Here is a 14,477-nt window from a genome sequence, read left to right on the forward strand (position 1 = left end):
ATATTGCGCGAAAGCGGAAGACGTGCGCGACAGAGCTGAAAGACGGGAACATGACATTCTCGAACGTGCTGTACGCCATCCTCTCGCTGGGGATGATCGCCCTGCTGCTCGTGGGCGTCGTGCTGATGACCAAGGCGAAGGCGGAGCACGGCCGGGCGGCCACCTTGGGGATGTTCGGCTGCATCGTGCTCCTGCTCGGCGAGGGCTACAGCCTCGTGCGCAACTTCACGCTGTCGAGCCTGGTGGAGGCGGTCGGCGTGAGCAACATCACCCCGATGTTGTTCGTGATAGACCTGATCGGCATGCTCTTCACCGCTGGCGGGGTGGGGTTGCTGATCTGGGCCGTGGTCGCCCGCCGCACCCCGGCGCAGGCACCGAGCTGGCAGCAACCCCAGCAGCAGTACGGCTGGCAGCAGCCGCAACCACAGGCACCGCCCGAGTGGCAGCCGCAGTCCCCGCCTCAGCCGTCCCCGCCCCCGCAGCCGGGCTGGCAGGACCCTGACCGGCCCGGCTGGCAGAATCCGCAGGGCTGATCATGAATCCAGAGCAGCCGGACCAACCCGGCCCCGACCCCAACCGGACCATCAGGCACCGCTGGCCACACCCTGAGTCACCCCAGGAGCCCGGCCACGACCCCGGCCAGTCCCCCTACACCCAGCACCTGCCGTACACGCCCGACATGCTCCCCGACGTCCCCCAGTACGAGACCAAGCCGCCGAAGTCGAGCTGGTGGTGGGTGATCGTGGTCGGTGGGATCGCGATCCTGGTGGCCGCGGTGGCCGTGGTCGCCCTCCTGTGGGGCAGGAGCACCGTCGAGCCGACCGTCAAGCCGGGCTCGCAGGCCCCCGCGCGGGTCACCGACACCAAGGCCCAGGTGTCCTACCTGATCCCGGCGGGCTGGAAGAAGGCCGACCGGCCGTCGTACACCTCGGGCATCTCGGCGGGCGGCGCGGTCGTGGTCGCCTTCCCGCAGCAGCAGGGCGGCATCGGCGGCGCCGCCACCTCCGAGCAGTTGCAGGCCAGGGCCGACGCCGTGGCGCTGGACACGGCCCGGCGGCTCCTGCCCGACGTGGGCGGCCGGGACGGGCTGCGTACCCGGGCGCTGGAGGTCGGCGGCCGGCCGGCGGCCACGGCGTCGTTCCGGGTGGTGTTCAAGAGCGCCACCAAGGATCCGGCTTATGTCCGCATCATGGCGGTGCACACCGATGATGGCGGCCTCTCGTACGTGTACGGCAGTACGGTGCCCGACGGCGACACCGCCCGCCGCGCCCTCGACGACGTCCTGGACAGCGTCACGCCCGTGTGAAGTCCATGGTCCAGTTCGTCTCCCAGGTCTGCTCGCCGTCCACCGAGAAGGCCTGCTCCCACCGGCAGGAATCCGCGCCGAAGACGCTCCAGATGAACCGGCAGCGCACCGGCGCGCCCTCGTGCTCGTCGTCGGCGTAGAACTCGCCCCTGTCACCGGTGAAGGCGCCGACCAGAGGCGTCGTGTCGAGCACTCCCCTGGAGCTGCTGGACCAGTAGATCGACCACAGCTCCGTCGCAGGGTTGAAGATCCGCAGGGTCAAGCCGGAGAAGCCCCTGGTCGGGAACTTGATCTCGTCGAAGCTCACCGCGCCGTCGAAATGGCGGCTGGCCACGGAGGTGGCGGGGAACTCGTCCCACTCGTCGCTGCCGGTCAGCGGCTTGACGAGCCTGCGGTTGACGACGTTCCAGGAGCCGATGAAGAAGTCGAAGTCGTTCATGTGGACGAACGTAGACCGGGGTCACTGACAGGTAGTGTCAGTGAAATGCGCGCTTCCCGGCTGGTCTCCCTCCTCCTGCTGCTGCAGACGCGGGGGCGCATGACGGCCCAGGAGCTGGCCGACCGGCTCGAGGTCTCGGTGCGGACGATCTACCGCGACGTCGAGTCGCTGCACACCGCGGGCATCCCGCTGTACGGCGACGCCGGGCCGAGGGGCGGCTACCAGCTCCTCGACGGCTACCGCACCAGGCTCACCGGGCTGACCACGGACGAGGCCGAGTCGCTGTTCCTCGCCGGGCTGCCGGGCCCCGCGGCCGAGCTGGGGCTGGGCGCCGTGGTGACGGCCACGCAGCTCAAGCTGATGGCCGCGCTACCGGTTGAGCTGCGCGACCGGGCCGGGCGGATCCAGGAGCGCTTCCATCTCGACGCCCCGACCTGGTACCGCGACCCGCAGCCGGTGACGCATCTGTCCGCCGTGGCCGACGCCGTGTGGAACGAGCGTGTCCTGGAGGTCAGATACCGCCGCTGGAAGGCGCCCCAGGAGGTCGATCGGCGGCTGGAGCCGTACGGGCTGGTGGTCAAGGCCGGGCTCTGGTACCTGGTGGCGCGGTCCGGTGACCAGGTACGCACCTACCGGGTGTCGCAGATCCTCAGCCTGCACCCGCTGCCCGAGCGCTTCACCCGGCCCGGCGACTTCGACCTGGCCGCCTATTGGCAGGCGTATCTGGCCGAGTTCGAGGCCCGGCTGCGGTGGGGCGAGGCGGTGGTCCGGCTGTCGCCGCAGGGGATGCGGCTGCTGGCCAACCTGATGACGCCCGGCGTGGTGGCGGCGGCGAAGGAGACCGCGCAGCCGCCCGACGGCGAGGGCTGGACTCAGGTGACGGTCCCGATCGAGTCGATCGAGCACGCGACGGGCGAGTTCCTCCGGCTCGGCACGGACGTCGAGGTCCTCGCCCCCGGCGAGCTCCGCGAGCGCATCGCCGGCACGGCCGCGGAACTGACCCGCCGCTACCACTGAGCGCGCGCCGCGACGACGCACCTGCCCGCGCACGACGCCATCTCCGGCACGTGGGTCACGCCGACCGCCTCATCACGTGGAAGCGCCTGGTGACCTGGTAGCCGGCCCTGCTGTAGAGGTGGCCGGCCGGGCCGGTCTCGCCGGTCCACAGGAACCAGGAGCTGTGCAGGGCTTCGGCCCGCATCATGGTCATGGTCAGGTGGAGGAGGATCTTGCCGAGCCCGGTGCCCCGCTCCCCCGGATCAACCCCGAACGGCCCGAACCGCTCAGGAATCCCCCGGTAGGCCCCGTATAACGCGAACCCAACTATCCCCTTATTTTTCGCGATAATCATGCGTTTGGTGTCGCGGTGCTGCCGGATCGCCTCGCCCCAGTCCGGGTTGAAGACGTCGGCCGCGAACCGGATGAGCTCCGGCAATTCCCCGTCGTAGGGGCTGCGGAACTCGTACCCCTCGCTCTCGCGCTTGTCCCGCAGCACGCGCACCTCGTCCGGCGTCGCGTAACCGACCAGGGTGCGGTCCATCGCGGCCGGCGAGTAGAGCGTCTCGAACCCCAGCCCGCCCAGCAGCCGGAACCCGTCGGGGTAGAGCTCGGCGTCGGCTCCCGGCAGCACGTAATTGGGCGTGTAGGAGGAGAAGTCGATCCTGGTCCTGCCCTGGGCTTCGAGGAAGGCGATGGCCTCGCCGAGCAACCGCCGCCCGAGCCCGGTCCGCCGATGCTCGGGCGTGACGAAGAAGAACGGGATCCAGCCCGTCTCCGGCTCCAGATCGGTGCCCGGGGCGAGCGGGGTCAGCCTGCGCACGGCGTACGCGCAGCCGGCCACCCGCCCGTCGATCACCGCGACCCGCAGTCCCTCGGGATCGAAGTTCGGGTCGAGCAGTACGCAGTCGCGGAACCACCCGGAGGTCGTCGGGTCGCCTGGCATGCTCCGGTTCCAGGCGTCGATCAGGGAGGTCTCATCCCCCGAGGCGAACGCGCGGACAGTGACCATCGGGGGTCCTTTCACCCTGGGCTCTCCCGTACCAGGGTTGCCAGTGATTACGGACCAGGTCAATATGCGTCAGGAATCTTTCGTTTGCGGTAAGTACGCGCGTCAGCGGGCGCCACCTCGGACGTTGCCCGCCGTGACCAGACTCACCGGGCCCAGGGCGGTGCCGGTGGCCGTCGTGACCGCGAGCGCGAGCGTGTTGTCGCCCTGGTGATCCAGTACGCCCTCGGGAAGGGAGAAGTCCCGCTGCGGGCCGATATCGCCGGAGTACTGGCCGAGGTTCCAACCGTTCAGGAACACCACCACCCGGGCACCGACCGGAAGCTCACCACCGAACCGCAGGGCGATGGGCGTGTCCTGGTCGCCGGGCAGGTTCAGCCCGAACGTGGTGCGATACCACCGCACACCGGGAGTCTGGGCCGACGGCGTGGACGTCTCCTGCCACGAGCCGTCCCGGTATCCAGGCAGGTGCCAGCCGGCCCGCTCGCCGTACAGGCCGCCAGTGTTGAGCGGACCGCGTACGGGATCGACCAGTTCACGGCCGCCCCGGGCGCCCTGGATCTTCCACGAGATCGCCGCCGAAGACCCGCTGACGGCCGCGCCGAACAGGCCGCGCGGCTGCTTGAACCGGATGTCGTCGGCGGTCCAGTCGTCGTTGTGGCCCATGTTCTGCACGAGGACCGCCAGGACGGCCGGCTCGCCCGGTTTGAGGAGCCCGGCGGGGATGGCGAAGTTCCCGGGGCCGGGATCGGGGTTGCGGGTGTCGGAGTCCGCCTGGGTGCCGCCGGTGGCCGAGCCCAGGTAGTGGCCGTTCAGCCAGGCCAGGTACGTCCCGCGCCGGCCGGTGATCGCGTTGAGCGCCACCTGGGTCTCCGTGCCGGTGGCGGTGAACCTGCCCCGGTACCAGACATTCCCGTAGTCGAACCCGTACTCCTCGGCGAACAGGACGGGCTGGGTCTTCGGCGCGTACGGGATCGCGGTGGTGGTGTGGTCGGCCACGGTCCAGGTGGAGTCGTCGAAGCCGGGCCGCACCTCGGGCGCCTCCGCCATGGTCCGCCAGCGGGTCAGAGCGGGCAGCCGAACCGGCCGGGGGCCGGGCAGGGAGCCCAGCAGGGAGCCACTGGGCGTGCTGGTGGTCGCCACCTTCTCGCCGTTGACGACGAGGTCGCGAGCGGCACTGAACACCTCGACGTCACCGGCCCGCGCGCTGTCGGCGCGCAGGCTGACGGTGTCCCCGCGCACGTCCGCCGACCGCAGCAGCGAGGTGCCGCGCACGAGGACCGAGCCGGCCTGCCAGAACGTCGCCGCCTGCGCCTCGGCGCCGAGCAGGAGCAGCAGCGGACGCCGGCCACCACCGGTGATCAGCACCCGGGACAGGCCGGTGTGCGGGTAGTCCAGGGTGAGGTCGCCCGAGGCGTAGGCCGAGGTGACCGCGCCGTCGAGGACCTTGACCACGGGCGCGGAGGAGTAACGCAGCACGGTCCGGCCCGCGGAACCGTCGCTCCCGTACAGCACGGCGAGGTCCCGGCCGCCCGTGGCCAGGTGGGTCATGATCTCGGAGGTGGAGTAGACGAGCCGCTGCCCGCCGAGGTCGTACCCGGCGACCAGGACCTTCGCCTCGCGGCCGCGCACCTGGACGGGCACGGAATAGCCGCCGTCGGGCGTGGTCCAGGCGAGCGTGGCCGAGTCGGTGGAGGTGGCGGCCCGGTCGGCGTGCCGGACGAGCACGAACTGGGTTCCGGTCCCGGGATTGGCGCGGGCCACCGTGGTCACCGCCGGGTTGCCTGAGGCAGGGCCGGTGACGGGGTCGGTCTCGGCGATCGGGGTGACGGCCCGCAGGAAGTAGCCCTGCCGCTTGAACTCGTCGTACTTGTCCGTCAACTGCCGGGTCTCGGTGATCGCCGCACCGTAGTCGTAGGAGGTGTAGGCGTCGTTGGGCTGGGCGAGCCAGCCCCAGTTGGTGCCGCCATAGCCCATGTAGTAGCTGAACATGGTCGCGCCGCTGGTGATCAGGTTGTTCTTGTGGAAGAACCGCATGTAGCCGGGCCCGGTCAGCTCCCTGCATCCCTCATACCCGGCGTTGAGCGTGTCGATGGCGCCGGCCTGGTACTCGGCGGCGAACACCGGGCTCTCCTGGCTCGCCCGCTCGGTGACGCCCTCACCCCACGGACCCCAGGTGGTGGCCGGGTTGGCGCAGTCGAAGGACTGCGGGTAGTCGTCCACGCCGGGAAGCTGGACGGCCCCCAGACCCGCGGACCAGTCGGTGGTCCAGGACGCGTTATCGCAGCACTGGTTGTGGCTGATCGGCACGTCGATCCCGTCCGCGCGGGCCTTCGCCTGGATGTCCGCCATGTACTGCCGGTCGGTGTTGACGGCGTACTCGTTCTCCGCCTGGTAGACGATCACCGAGCCGCCGCGGGTGATCTGGTGCCGGGCGATGATCGGGTCGATGTGGCCGAGCCAGTCCTGGTACGCGACGGTGTAACCGGGATCGCTGGACCGGCCCCGGCCCTCGACCGTCTTCAGCCAGGCGGGGAAGCCGCCGCCCGTGGTCTCGGCGTTGATGTACGGTCCGGGGCGCGCGATGACGTACAGACCGGCCCGTTCGGCCTCCCGCAGCAGCCGGTCGACGTCGCGTACGCCGGTGAAGTCGTACACGCCCAGCTTGGGAGAGTGGTAGGCCCAGTCGAAGTAGAGGGAGACCGCGTTGAACCCGGCGGCCTTGAACTTCTCCAGCACATCCCGCCACAGACCCGGGCTCGGCAGCCGGAAGTAGTGGAACTCCGCCGCCTGCACCACGAGCCGCCGCCCGTCGATCTTCAGCGAGTAGCGGTCGTAGGTGACCTCGTGCGACCGGCTCCGGGCAGCGCTCGCGGGCGGCCCGCCCACGGTGAGGACGGCCAGCAGGATCACCAGGAGCGCTGCGCTGAGACGACGGGTTCGCACGACGATCTCCCTGCCTCGACGACCTTTAGTTTGTTTTATCACTAAACCAACTGCCGTCAACCGCCTACCCCGTGCCGGCGGAGAACACCACATCCACCCAGTAGTTGCTGGCCTGGAAGCTCTTCGTGGGGAAGCCGTTCGCCGCGCCGTACCGGTACAGGCCGTTGCCGCCGCTGCTCGCACTGTCCGGAGCGATGAGCGGGCCGTTGGTGTACTGCGTGGCGAAGTACTGCCTGTCCACCGAGTAGAACCCCGAGGTCGTGAAGTACGAGACCACATAGGTGGTATTCGCGGTGATCGTGACCGGTGTGGAGAAGTCCGCCCGCTGCCAACCGCTCGCCGTCTCGTTGCTGAACGCCACCGACGCCAGCAACTGACCACCGCTGGTCCACAAGTACCCGGTATGGCTCCCGGTGTTCTGCGCCCCCTTGAAGAACCGGACACCCAGGATCCTGCCGCCCGTCGTCGACCTGAACTTCACGCCCAGCGCGACGGCCGACGGATCATCGGCCGACTGAACCGTGGGAACCGTCGTGTCATCCCACAGGCTGTTCGTGGGCGGCGGCGCGGACGTCGTGTAGACGACGTCCACCCAGTAGTTGCTCGCCGAGAACGTCCTGTTGGGGAAGATGCTGCTCCCCGCGTACCGGTACACGCCGTTGCCGCCGCTGCTCGCACTGTCCGGAGCCGTGAGAGGACCGTTCACGAACGGGCTCGTGAAGTACGACAGGTTCCGCGCGTATCCACCGTTGGGCGCGAAGTACGAGGCCACATAGGTGGTGTTGGCGCTCACGTTGACCGGGGCCGAGAAGTTCACCTGCTGCCAGCCGCTCGTCGTCTCACCGGTGAACGTGGCTCTCGCCAGCAACTGGCCACTGCTGTCCCAGAGACTCCCGACGTGGGTGCCGTTGTTGCCCACCCCCTTGTAGAACCTGATCCCCGAGATGGCTCCCGCGGCCGAGGCCCGGAACTTCACCCCGACCTCGACCGCGTTCAGGTCATCGGTCGCGGTCACGGCGGGCACGGTGGACGGCGTCCAGATGCTGCACGGGCAGCCCGCGGTGACGGTGATGGTCCTCGAGGTGGGGGTCGCCTGGAGGTTGCCGCTGTCGTCGACCGCCCTGACCATGATGGTCTTGGAGCCGCCGGTCTGGAACGACGCTTCGTACTGCCAGGTGGCGCGGCCCGTCGCCTGACGCCACTGGGTGCCGCCGTCGATCGACACCTCCACGGCGGCCACCACTCCTCCCCCGGTGTCAGCCGCCGTTCCCTGGATCAGGACGGTTCCGGACGGCACGGTCGCCCCGGCGGCCGGACTGGTGATCACCGTGGTGGGTGGAGTGGTGTCGGTCGACGCGGTCGCCGCGACGAGCCCCGGTTGGAGGCTGACCGGCTGAGCTCTCATGTCGGCCAGGAGATTGACCGTCGCCTGCTGGATTCTGACGTCTGTGGGGGTGCCCGCCCGGTCATGGACGGCGTCCAGGCCCCACGCCCACTGGACAGTGCCGGCGCCGAAGACGAGCGCGCCGCTGGAGGCCTTGTAGACCGTCAGATTGTGCGTCGCGGTTCCGGCGCCGTAGGTGCTCCCGTAGTCGAGCAGGTATTTGTTGGTCGTGGTCAGCGTCGTCCGGGAGAGCCGCACCAGCCCCGGCGGCGAGAAGTCATCGTCGGGAGACAGATCCCATTCGAACCCGAGCATTCCCGCGGCGAACGTCGCGGTCTGTCCGGGCTGCAGGCTGGCAACGGACGTGTTGCGCCAGAGCCGCATCGGGCCGTACTCCGCAGGAACGTTCATCGGGTCGTTGACGGTCCCGTTGATCACGAAGCGGGTCCCGCTCACCCGGTTCTCCGGCCTGCCCCCGTCCGAGGGCGGCGAGAATCGCGGGTCGCGCCACGTCCCGGTCCAGAGCGGACTGGGGTCGATCTTGGCGTTGGCGTGCGTCTCCTTGTAGCAGACAAGCGTCCGGAACGGCGTGGCCGTGCCGTCGATGCTCGGCTCCCATCTGGTCTTCCAGAACATCTCGTTGCCAGAGAAGAACGCCACGTTCACGCCGGCGTTACTGGCGCTCTCAACGGCGTTGCGCTGCTCGTTCGACCAGTACTCGTCATGCCCGACGGACAGGAACGCCCGGTGCTCCAGCAGTTCCGCACCGTGCGCGGCGGTTTCCACCTCGCTGGAATAGCTCACGTCGTAGCCGTTGGACTCGAGCCAGCGAATCATGGGGTACTCGGCGTTGAAGAAGAAACCCTCGGGCGCGTCCATCTGTCCGGCGCCGCGCGTGACGAACGGACGGTTGTAACTGACCTTGTAGGCGCGGCCCGCCGGGCTACCGAAGTACAGGCTGTTCCCGCCGTACCTGTTGTACGCCTGCCAGGTCGTGTCCGAGGTCTGCACCAGGATCTCCGCACCCCTGGTGTCATCCCGGACCACGAAAATGATGTGGCTGGCCCCGCTCCCGTCCTCCCGCACCAGCTTGGCGATGTAGACCCCGGAGACGGCGTCGTTGGGCACCAGCCAGGAGGCCGACACCGCCCAGTTCCCGCAGTCGATGAGCCCGGTCGCCGCATTCTGTAGACAGGCAGGCTGCTGCTGGGGCAGGGAGACGGACGGCTGGACCGTCGTGATGAATCGCGCCCCCATTCCGCCGTAATAACCGATGCGGTAGATGTCGAGGCGATAATCGATCGAGACGGTGTCGACCTTGAACCGTACGGTCTCCCCTTTGACGGCGCTCATCTGCGTCGCATAGCCCTGGATGGCAGTGCTGCCCGCCCCCACCACGTCCCATTCGCTGGCCGGGTTGCCGGGCTTGTTGTTCTCATTACAGATGACGGAGGTCGGCGGACAGACCGCTCTCCTGCCGCCGCCAGGCTTTCCCAAGCGAGCCGCACGCACCTGCCTGCGAGCCCCCTTCGCGACCCGCGCGGCGAACCCCGACGCACTCCGCCCCGGCCCTTTGGCGACCGCACCACCGGCAGGGGCCACGCCACCGACCGGATCGACCGCGACGACCGGTGAGGGCGCTTGAACCCCGGCGCCTGATCCACTCTCCAGCCCGCACACAAAGCCGGCGGCTATGGCAATAGCCAGCCCGATCCTGGACAGCCGCCGCCCGACACTGGCTCTCTTCTCATGGTCAGACACGTGCACCCCAGGTCAAGACGGCGAAATCCGCAGTGATCATCGACTCGTGACGCATGCTACGGGCCGAACCGGGGGCTCCTAATGCGAGCACTGATATGACAGCAGCTCTTATGAAATGGGCGTGTCGCCACTAATAGCGAGAAAAATCCCCAACAAATCAAAGATCCCAATAAACCGCGCCCGGAGACATCGCTCCAGCCAACACTGAGATGACGAGCAACCTTAAACAGCCCAAATCGGCCAACAGGCGGGCGAAGCCCGCACCAAAAAGAAAAACGCCCGAGCGAAGCGAGGCCCTACAGGGGGTCGGGCCTGTGGCCCGACTGGCAAAAAACAGCCCTCGCGAAGCGAGGCCCTTTGGCCCGACGCTGGGGGTTCGGGGGTTATCCCCCGATGCAAACAACGCGGAGGCCGCGGGGAGCATGCCCCCCGAAGGGGCACATGCGACCAAGACAACCCCGCCGACGCGTGGAGCTATGGGGATTCGAACCCCAGACCCCCTCCATGCCATGGAGGTGCGCTACCAGCTGCGCTATAGCCCCTGGTCACCGCTACGAGTTCGCTCGTTGCGGCGCTCCGAGAGCATATAGGCATCCTTGGGATTCGCCTAATCGCGTCGGCCGTGCGCCACACCGGCCACCAGAACCGCCAGCCCGTCCAGTTGGCGCCGCAGCCCGAACTCGAAGAGCGAGTCCAGGTCGAGGTCGAGTCCGGGCTGCACGATGACCCTGGCCATGGTCGGGAAGCCGCCGGAGGAGAGCACCTCGGCCAGTTGCCCCTCCCTGGCCCGCACCCACTCGTCGTCGGTCTCCGCCTGCGCCTGGACCTCGGCCTCCAGGCTCGCCGCGACCCCGCGTACGAACCCGGCCAGGGACACGCTGGCGTGCAGCATGGCGTTCGGGGTGAGGCCGAGGCCGTCGATGGCGCGCAGGACCCATTCGGTGTGCGCCATCCCGTTGCGGACGAACTCAGGTCTGGTGAGCGGGATGGCCTGGGACAGCCAGGGGTGGCGGCGGTAGAGACGCCATTGCAGCCGCAGCGACACCTCAAGCTGGGCGCGCCAGCCGGACGGCGGCTGTGCGGGCAGCGGCATCTCGCCGTAGGCGGCGTCGGCCATCAGGTGGACGAGCTCGACCTTGTTCCGTACGTGCCGGTAAAGGGACATGGCCGAAGCGCCGAGTTCGATGGCGATGCGGCGCATGGTGACGGCGGCGAGCCCCTCGCTGTCGGCGATCTTGATGGCCGTGCGGAAGATGCGTTGCTTGGTCAGGTCCGGTACGGGCCGGCGGGCGAACTCCAGCGTCCCGCCACGGCCGCCGTCGGCCAGCCGATCAATCCCGGTCAATCCATCCGAATCTGGCAAGCGGTCGGCCTGGTCGACCACGACGGTGCCGATCCCGGGCACCGGACGTACCAGCCCGTCGTCCCGGAGCGCTCCAATCACCTTGGTAGCCGTGGCCATCGCCACGCCCCAGTCCCGCATGATCTGCCGCGTGGACGGGATCCGGTCCCCCGCTACCAGCTCCCCTGCGGCGATTCGCCGCCGCAGCTCGCGGACGATCCGGAGGTAGGGCACCTCACCTCGATCCACCGCGAAATCTCCTCATCGCTCTAGTGCACCGAACGACATAACACCACATCGTCTCTGCCGCCCGCACTAGAGCGATAAATCCTGGTATTCCGAAAAAGAGGGCATGCGTACGCTGTACACACCACCGAACCAGGCCGGAAACCGCCGACGCGCAGCGGGGAGAGGCTAGGCGTCAGGCCGGTCGTCGCTGTTGACGGGCTCCGGCAGCGTGCCCGCGTTGTGCTCGAGCAGCCGCCACCCCTTACGCCCCTCCTGCAGCACCGACCAGGAACAGTTGCCGAGCCCGCCCAGCGCGGGCCAGAGCTCCTCGGGCAGCCCCAGCATTTCGCAGATGCCCAGCCGCAGCGCCGCACCGTGCGAGGCCACCACCAGCAGGCCGTCGTGGTCGAGCCGGTCGGCCCAGCGACGCATGGCGACGGCCACCCGGCGGGCCACCTCGCCGACCGGCTCGCCGTCGGGCGCCTCCCAGGCCACGTACTCCTCCGGCCAGCGCGCGGCGATCTCCTCGCGGGTCAGGCCCTCCCACAGGCCGCCGCCGCGCTCCCGGAAGTCCTTGTCGACCGACACCTCAAGGCCGACGATCCGGCCGAGCGCGAGCGCGGTGTCGTTGGCCCGCTGGAGGTCGGAGGAGACGATGGCCGTGGGCCGCAGCGATGCCAGCAGCGACGCGGCCCTGGCCGCCTGGGCGACGCCGGTCCCGTCGAGCGGGATGTCGGAGTGGCCTTGAAAGCGGTGCTCGACGTTCCACAGCGTTTGGCCGTGCCTGAGGCAGACGATCCTCTTGCTCAAGTGCGGGCCCGCTGGATGTTGGCCTGCGCCACGCTCTCCGGCAGGGGGATGGCCGGGCAGTCCTTCCAGAGGCGCTCGAGCGCGTAGAAGGTGCGGTCCTCCTCGTGCTGCACGTGCACGACGATGTCGAGGTAGTCGAGGAGCACCCAGCGGCCCTCTCGCTCGCCCTCGCGGCGTACCGGCTTGGCGTCGGCGTCGGCGCGCAGCCTGTCTTCTATCTCGTCCACGATGGCGCGGACCTGGCGATCGTTCGTGGCGGAGCAGAGCAGGAACGCGTCGGTGATGACGAGCTGCTCGCTCACGTCGTAGGCGAGGATGTCATCTGCCAGCTTGTCGGCCGCGGCCTCGGCGGCGATCTGGACTAGCTGAACGGCTCTTTCGGATGCGGTCACGATGCGGGTCGGTCCTCCTGTGTCGGCAACATGCCCCTATGTCGAGGGTACCCGTTAGCGCTCCGGAGCCCCACGTACGGCACGAGTACCTTCAGCCCTCCGCATGATAAAGGCCGCGTTTGTTGATGTACTGCACAATTCCATCCGGCACCAGGTACCAGATCGGCTCACCCTTCTCCACCCGCTGCCTGCACTCCGACGAGGAGATGGCCAGGGCGGGGATCTCGAGCAGGGTCACCTTTCCCGGCGGCAGGCCCGGATCGTGCAGGGTGTGACCAGGCCGCGTACAGCCCACGAAATGAGCGAGCTCGAACAGCTCCTCGGCGTCCTGCCAGGTGAGGATCGCCCCAAGGGCGTCGGCTCCGGTGATGAAGTAGAGCTGCGCCTGCGGTCCGTATATTTCGGAAATATCACGCAAAGTGTCGATGGTAAAAGTGGGTCCGGGCCGGTCGACGTCCACCCGGCTCACCGAGAAGCGGGGGTTCGACGCGGTCGCGATCACGGTCATCAGATAGCGGTCCTCGGGCGCGGACACCTCGCGCTCCGACTTCTGGTAGGGCCGGCCCGTAGGCACGAAGACAACCTCGTCGAGATCGAAGTGGTGAGCCACTTCGCTGGCGGCGACCAGGTGACCGTGGTGTATCGGGTCGAACGTCCCACCCATCACACCCACGCGTCGCATTCCCTGGACACTCGGCGCGTTCATCATGAAAGGACCCTACGCGGAAGCTATCCGGCACCATCATGGCACCCCCCGCAGACCTACGCGGTGACGAACGTAAGGATGAACGCGCATCGTCCCGGCTGCCGACGTAGCATGCCGGGCATGACGACCACCCCGGACCGAAACCGCGTCCAACTGCCCGGCATCTCGTCTCGTGCCTACGAACACCCCGCAGACCGGTCCGCGCTGGTCGCTCTGCGTAAGTTGAGTGGGTTCGACACGGTTCTTAAGCAGATGTCCGGCCTCATCAGTGAGCGCCGCCTGCGCCTGATGTACCTGGCGTCGGCCGTGCGCGTGAGCGAGACCCAGTTCCGCTCCCTCTACGACATGGGCCGCGATGCCGCCTACGTCCTCGACCTGCACCGGATCCCCGAGATCTACGTTCAGCAGGACCCGCAGGTCCAGGCCAAGGCCATCGGCTTCGACGACCCGTTCATCGTCGTGACCACCGGCCTGCTCAACCTCATGAACGAGGAGGAGCAGCGCTTCGTCATCGGGCACGAGACCTCGCACATCCTGTCGGGTCACGCCGTCTACCGGACGATGCTCGACATCCTCACCCGCCTGGCCACCCGCGTCGCCTGGATCCCGCTCGGCTACATCGGCCTGCGCGCGATCGTCGCGGGCCTGGAGGAGTGGTACCGCAAGTCGGAGCTCTCCTCCGACCGCGGCGGCCTGCTCACCGGCCAGGACCCCGAGGCGGCCAAGCGCGCGCTGATGAAGCTGGCCGGCGGCGCCTACACCCACGAGATGAACATCGAGGCGTTCCTGGAGCAGTACCAGGAATACGACACCGCAGGCGACCTTCGCGACGGCTTCCTCAAGGTGCTCAACCTGCTCGGCACCACCCACCCGTTCGCCGTGGTGCGCGTGGCCGAGCTCGACAAGTGGCACCGCGGCGGCGAGTACGAGCGCATCCTCGGCGGCGACTACCCGCGCAGGGAGGACGACCCCAACGCCCGCGTCACCGACGAGATCAAGGCAGCGGCCGAGTCCTACCGCGCGTCGTGGTCCCAGTCGCAGGATCCGTTCATCGGCGTGCTGCGCGACGTGGCAGAGGGCGCGGTCAACGCGGGCGAGCGCATCTTCAACCGCTTCTCCCGCCGCGACGGCGGCCAAGGCTGATCCAGCAGTACAGAA

General features: G+C 68.6%; 12 protein-coding genes and 1 tRNA gene. 4 read left to right on the plus strand and 9 right to left on the minus strand.

Translation table 11 applies throughout. The features are described 5' to 3' along the window. The first annotated feature begins 50 nt into the window (after positions 1-50). Both KLK06_RS50015 and KLK06_RS50020 read left to right on the plus strand, forming a co-directional pair. Complete coding sequence (locus KLK06_RS50015) at positions 51-533, plus strand: hypothetical protein (RefSeq protein ID WP_214642903.1); 483 nt, start codon at positions 51-53, stop codon at positions 531-533. Positions 534-535: 2 nt separating this feature from the next. Beyond that, on the plus strand, positions 536-1,306 hold the full coding sequence (locus KLK06_RS50020; RefSeq protein WP_214642904.1) for a hypothetical protein: 771 nt from the start codon (positions 536-538) through the stop codon (positions 1,304-1,306). On the opposite strand, the gene KLK06_RS50025 is transcribed toward KLK06_RS50020, so the two are convergent. Continuing rightward, a complete protein-coding gene (locus tag KLK06_RS50025; RefSeq protein ID WP_214642905.1) occupies positions 1,293-1,745 on the minus strand; it encodes a hypothetical protein in 453 nt (150 codons plus the stop codon). The genes KLK06_RS50020 and KLK06_RS50025 overlap by 14 nt on opposite strands. A gap of 45 nt (positions 1,746-1,790) precedes the next feature. On the opposite strand from KLK06_RS50025, the gene KLK06_RS50030 reads away from it, so the two are divergent. After that, entirely contained in the window at positions 1,791-2,762 is a 972-nt protein-coding gene (locus KLK06_RS50030; protein ID WP_214642906.1) for a YafY family protein, read from the plus strand. Between the two features lie 55 nt (positions 2,763-2,817). Here KLK06_RS50030 and KLK06_RS50035 read toward each other — a convergent pair whose 3' ends face one another. The 8 genes from KLK06_RS50035 to nadD form a co-directional block, all read right to left on the minus strand. Then, the gene (locus tag KLK06_RS50035) at positions 2,818-3,753 is read right to left on the minus strand and encodes a GNAT family N-acetyltransferase (protein WP_214642907.1); all 936 of its coding nucleotides are present in this window, start codon (positions 3,751-3,753) and stop codon (positions 2,818-2,820) included. Between the two features lie 102 nt (positions 3,754-3,855). Beyond that, entirely contained in the window at positions 3,856-6,696 is a 2,841-nt protein-coding gene (locus tag KLK06_RS50040; protein ID WP_214642908.1) for a beta-galactosidase, read from the minus strand. Positions 6,697-6,760: 64 nt separating this feature from the next. Beyond that, positions 6,761-9,577, minus strand: coding sequence for a DUF4082 domain-containing protein (locus KLK06_RS50045; protein ID WP_250907279.1), 2,817 nt, complete (start codon positions 9,575-9,577; stop codon positions 6,761-6,763). 733 nt (positions 9,578-10,310) lie between these two features. Beyond that, positions 10,311-10,383, minus strand: a tRNA-Ala gene (locus KLK06_RS50050). Positions 10,384-10,448: 65 nt separating this feature from the next. After that, positions 10,449-11,432 carry a TetR/AcrR family transcriptional regulator C-terminal domain-containing protein gene (locus KLK06_RS62750; RefSeq protein WP_214642910.1) on the minus strand — a complete coding sequence of 328 codons (984 nt, stop codon included), beginning with the start codon at positions 11,430-11,432 and terminating at the stop codon, positions 10,449-10,451. Between the two features lie 165 nt (positions 11,433-11,597). Continuing rightward, positions 11,598-12,221, minus strand: coding sequence for a histidine phosphatase family protein (locus KLK06_RS50060; RefSeq protein WP_214642911.1), 624 nt, complete (start codon positions 12,219-12,221; stop codon positions 11,598-11,600). Further along, entirely contained in the window at positions 12,218-12,613 is a 396-nt protein-coding gene (rsfS, locus tag KLK06_RS50065) for a ribosome silencing factor (RefSeq protein ID WP_214642912.1), read from the minus strand. Before rsfS ends, KLK06_RS50060 begins: the two co-directional genes overlap by 4 nt. Positions 12,614-12,704: 91 nt before the next feature. Continuing rightward, positions 12,705-13,322, minus strand: coding sequence for a nicotinate-nucleotide adenylyltransferase (gene nadD / locus KLK06_RS50070; RefSeq protein WP_214642913.1), 618 nt, complete (start codon positions 13,320-13,322; stop codon positions 12,705-12,707). A 108-nt stretch (positions 13,323-13,430) separates the two neighbouring features. On the opposite strand from nadD, the gene KLK06_RS50075 reads away from it, so the two are divergent. Further along, positions 13,431-14,462 carry a M48 family metallopeptidase gene (locus KLK06_RS50075; RefSeq protein WP_214642914.1) on the plus strand — a complete coding sequence of 344 codons (1,032 nt, stop codon included), beginning with the start codon at positions 13,431-13,433 and terminating at the stop codon, positions 14,460-14,462. Positions 14,463-14,477: the final 15 nt, after the last annotated feature.

The sequence above is a fragment of the Nonomuraea sp. NEAU-A123 genome, assembly GCF_018603905.1.
Classification (GTDB): domain Bacteria; phylum Actinomycetota; class Actinomycetes; order Streptosporangiales; family Streptosporangiaceae; genus Nonomuraea.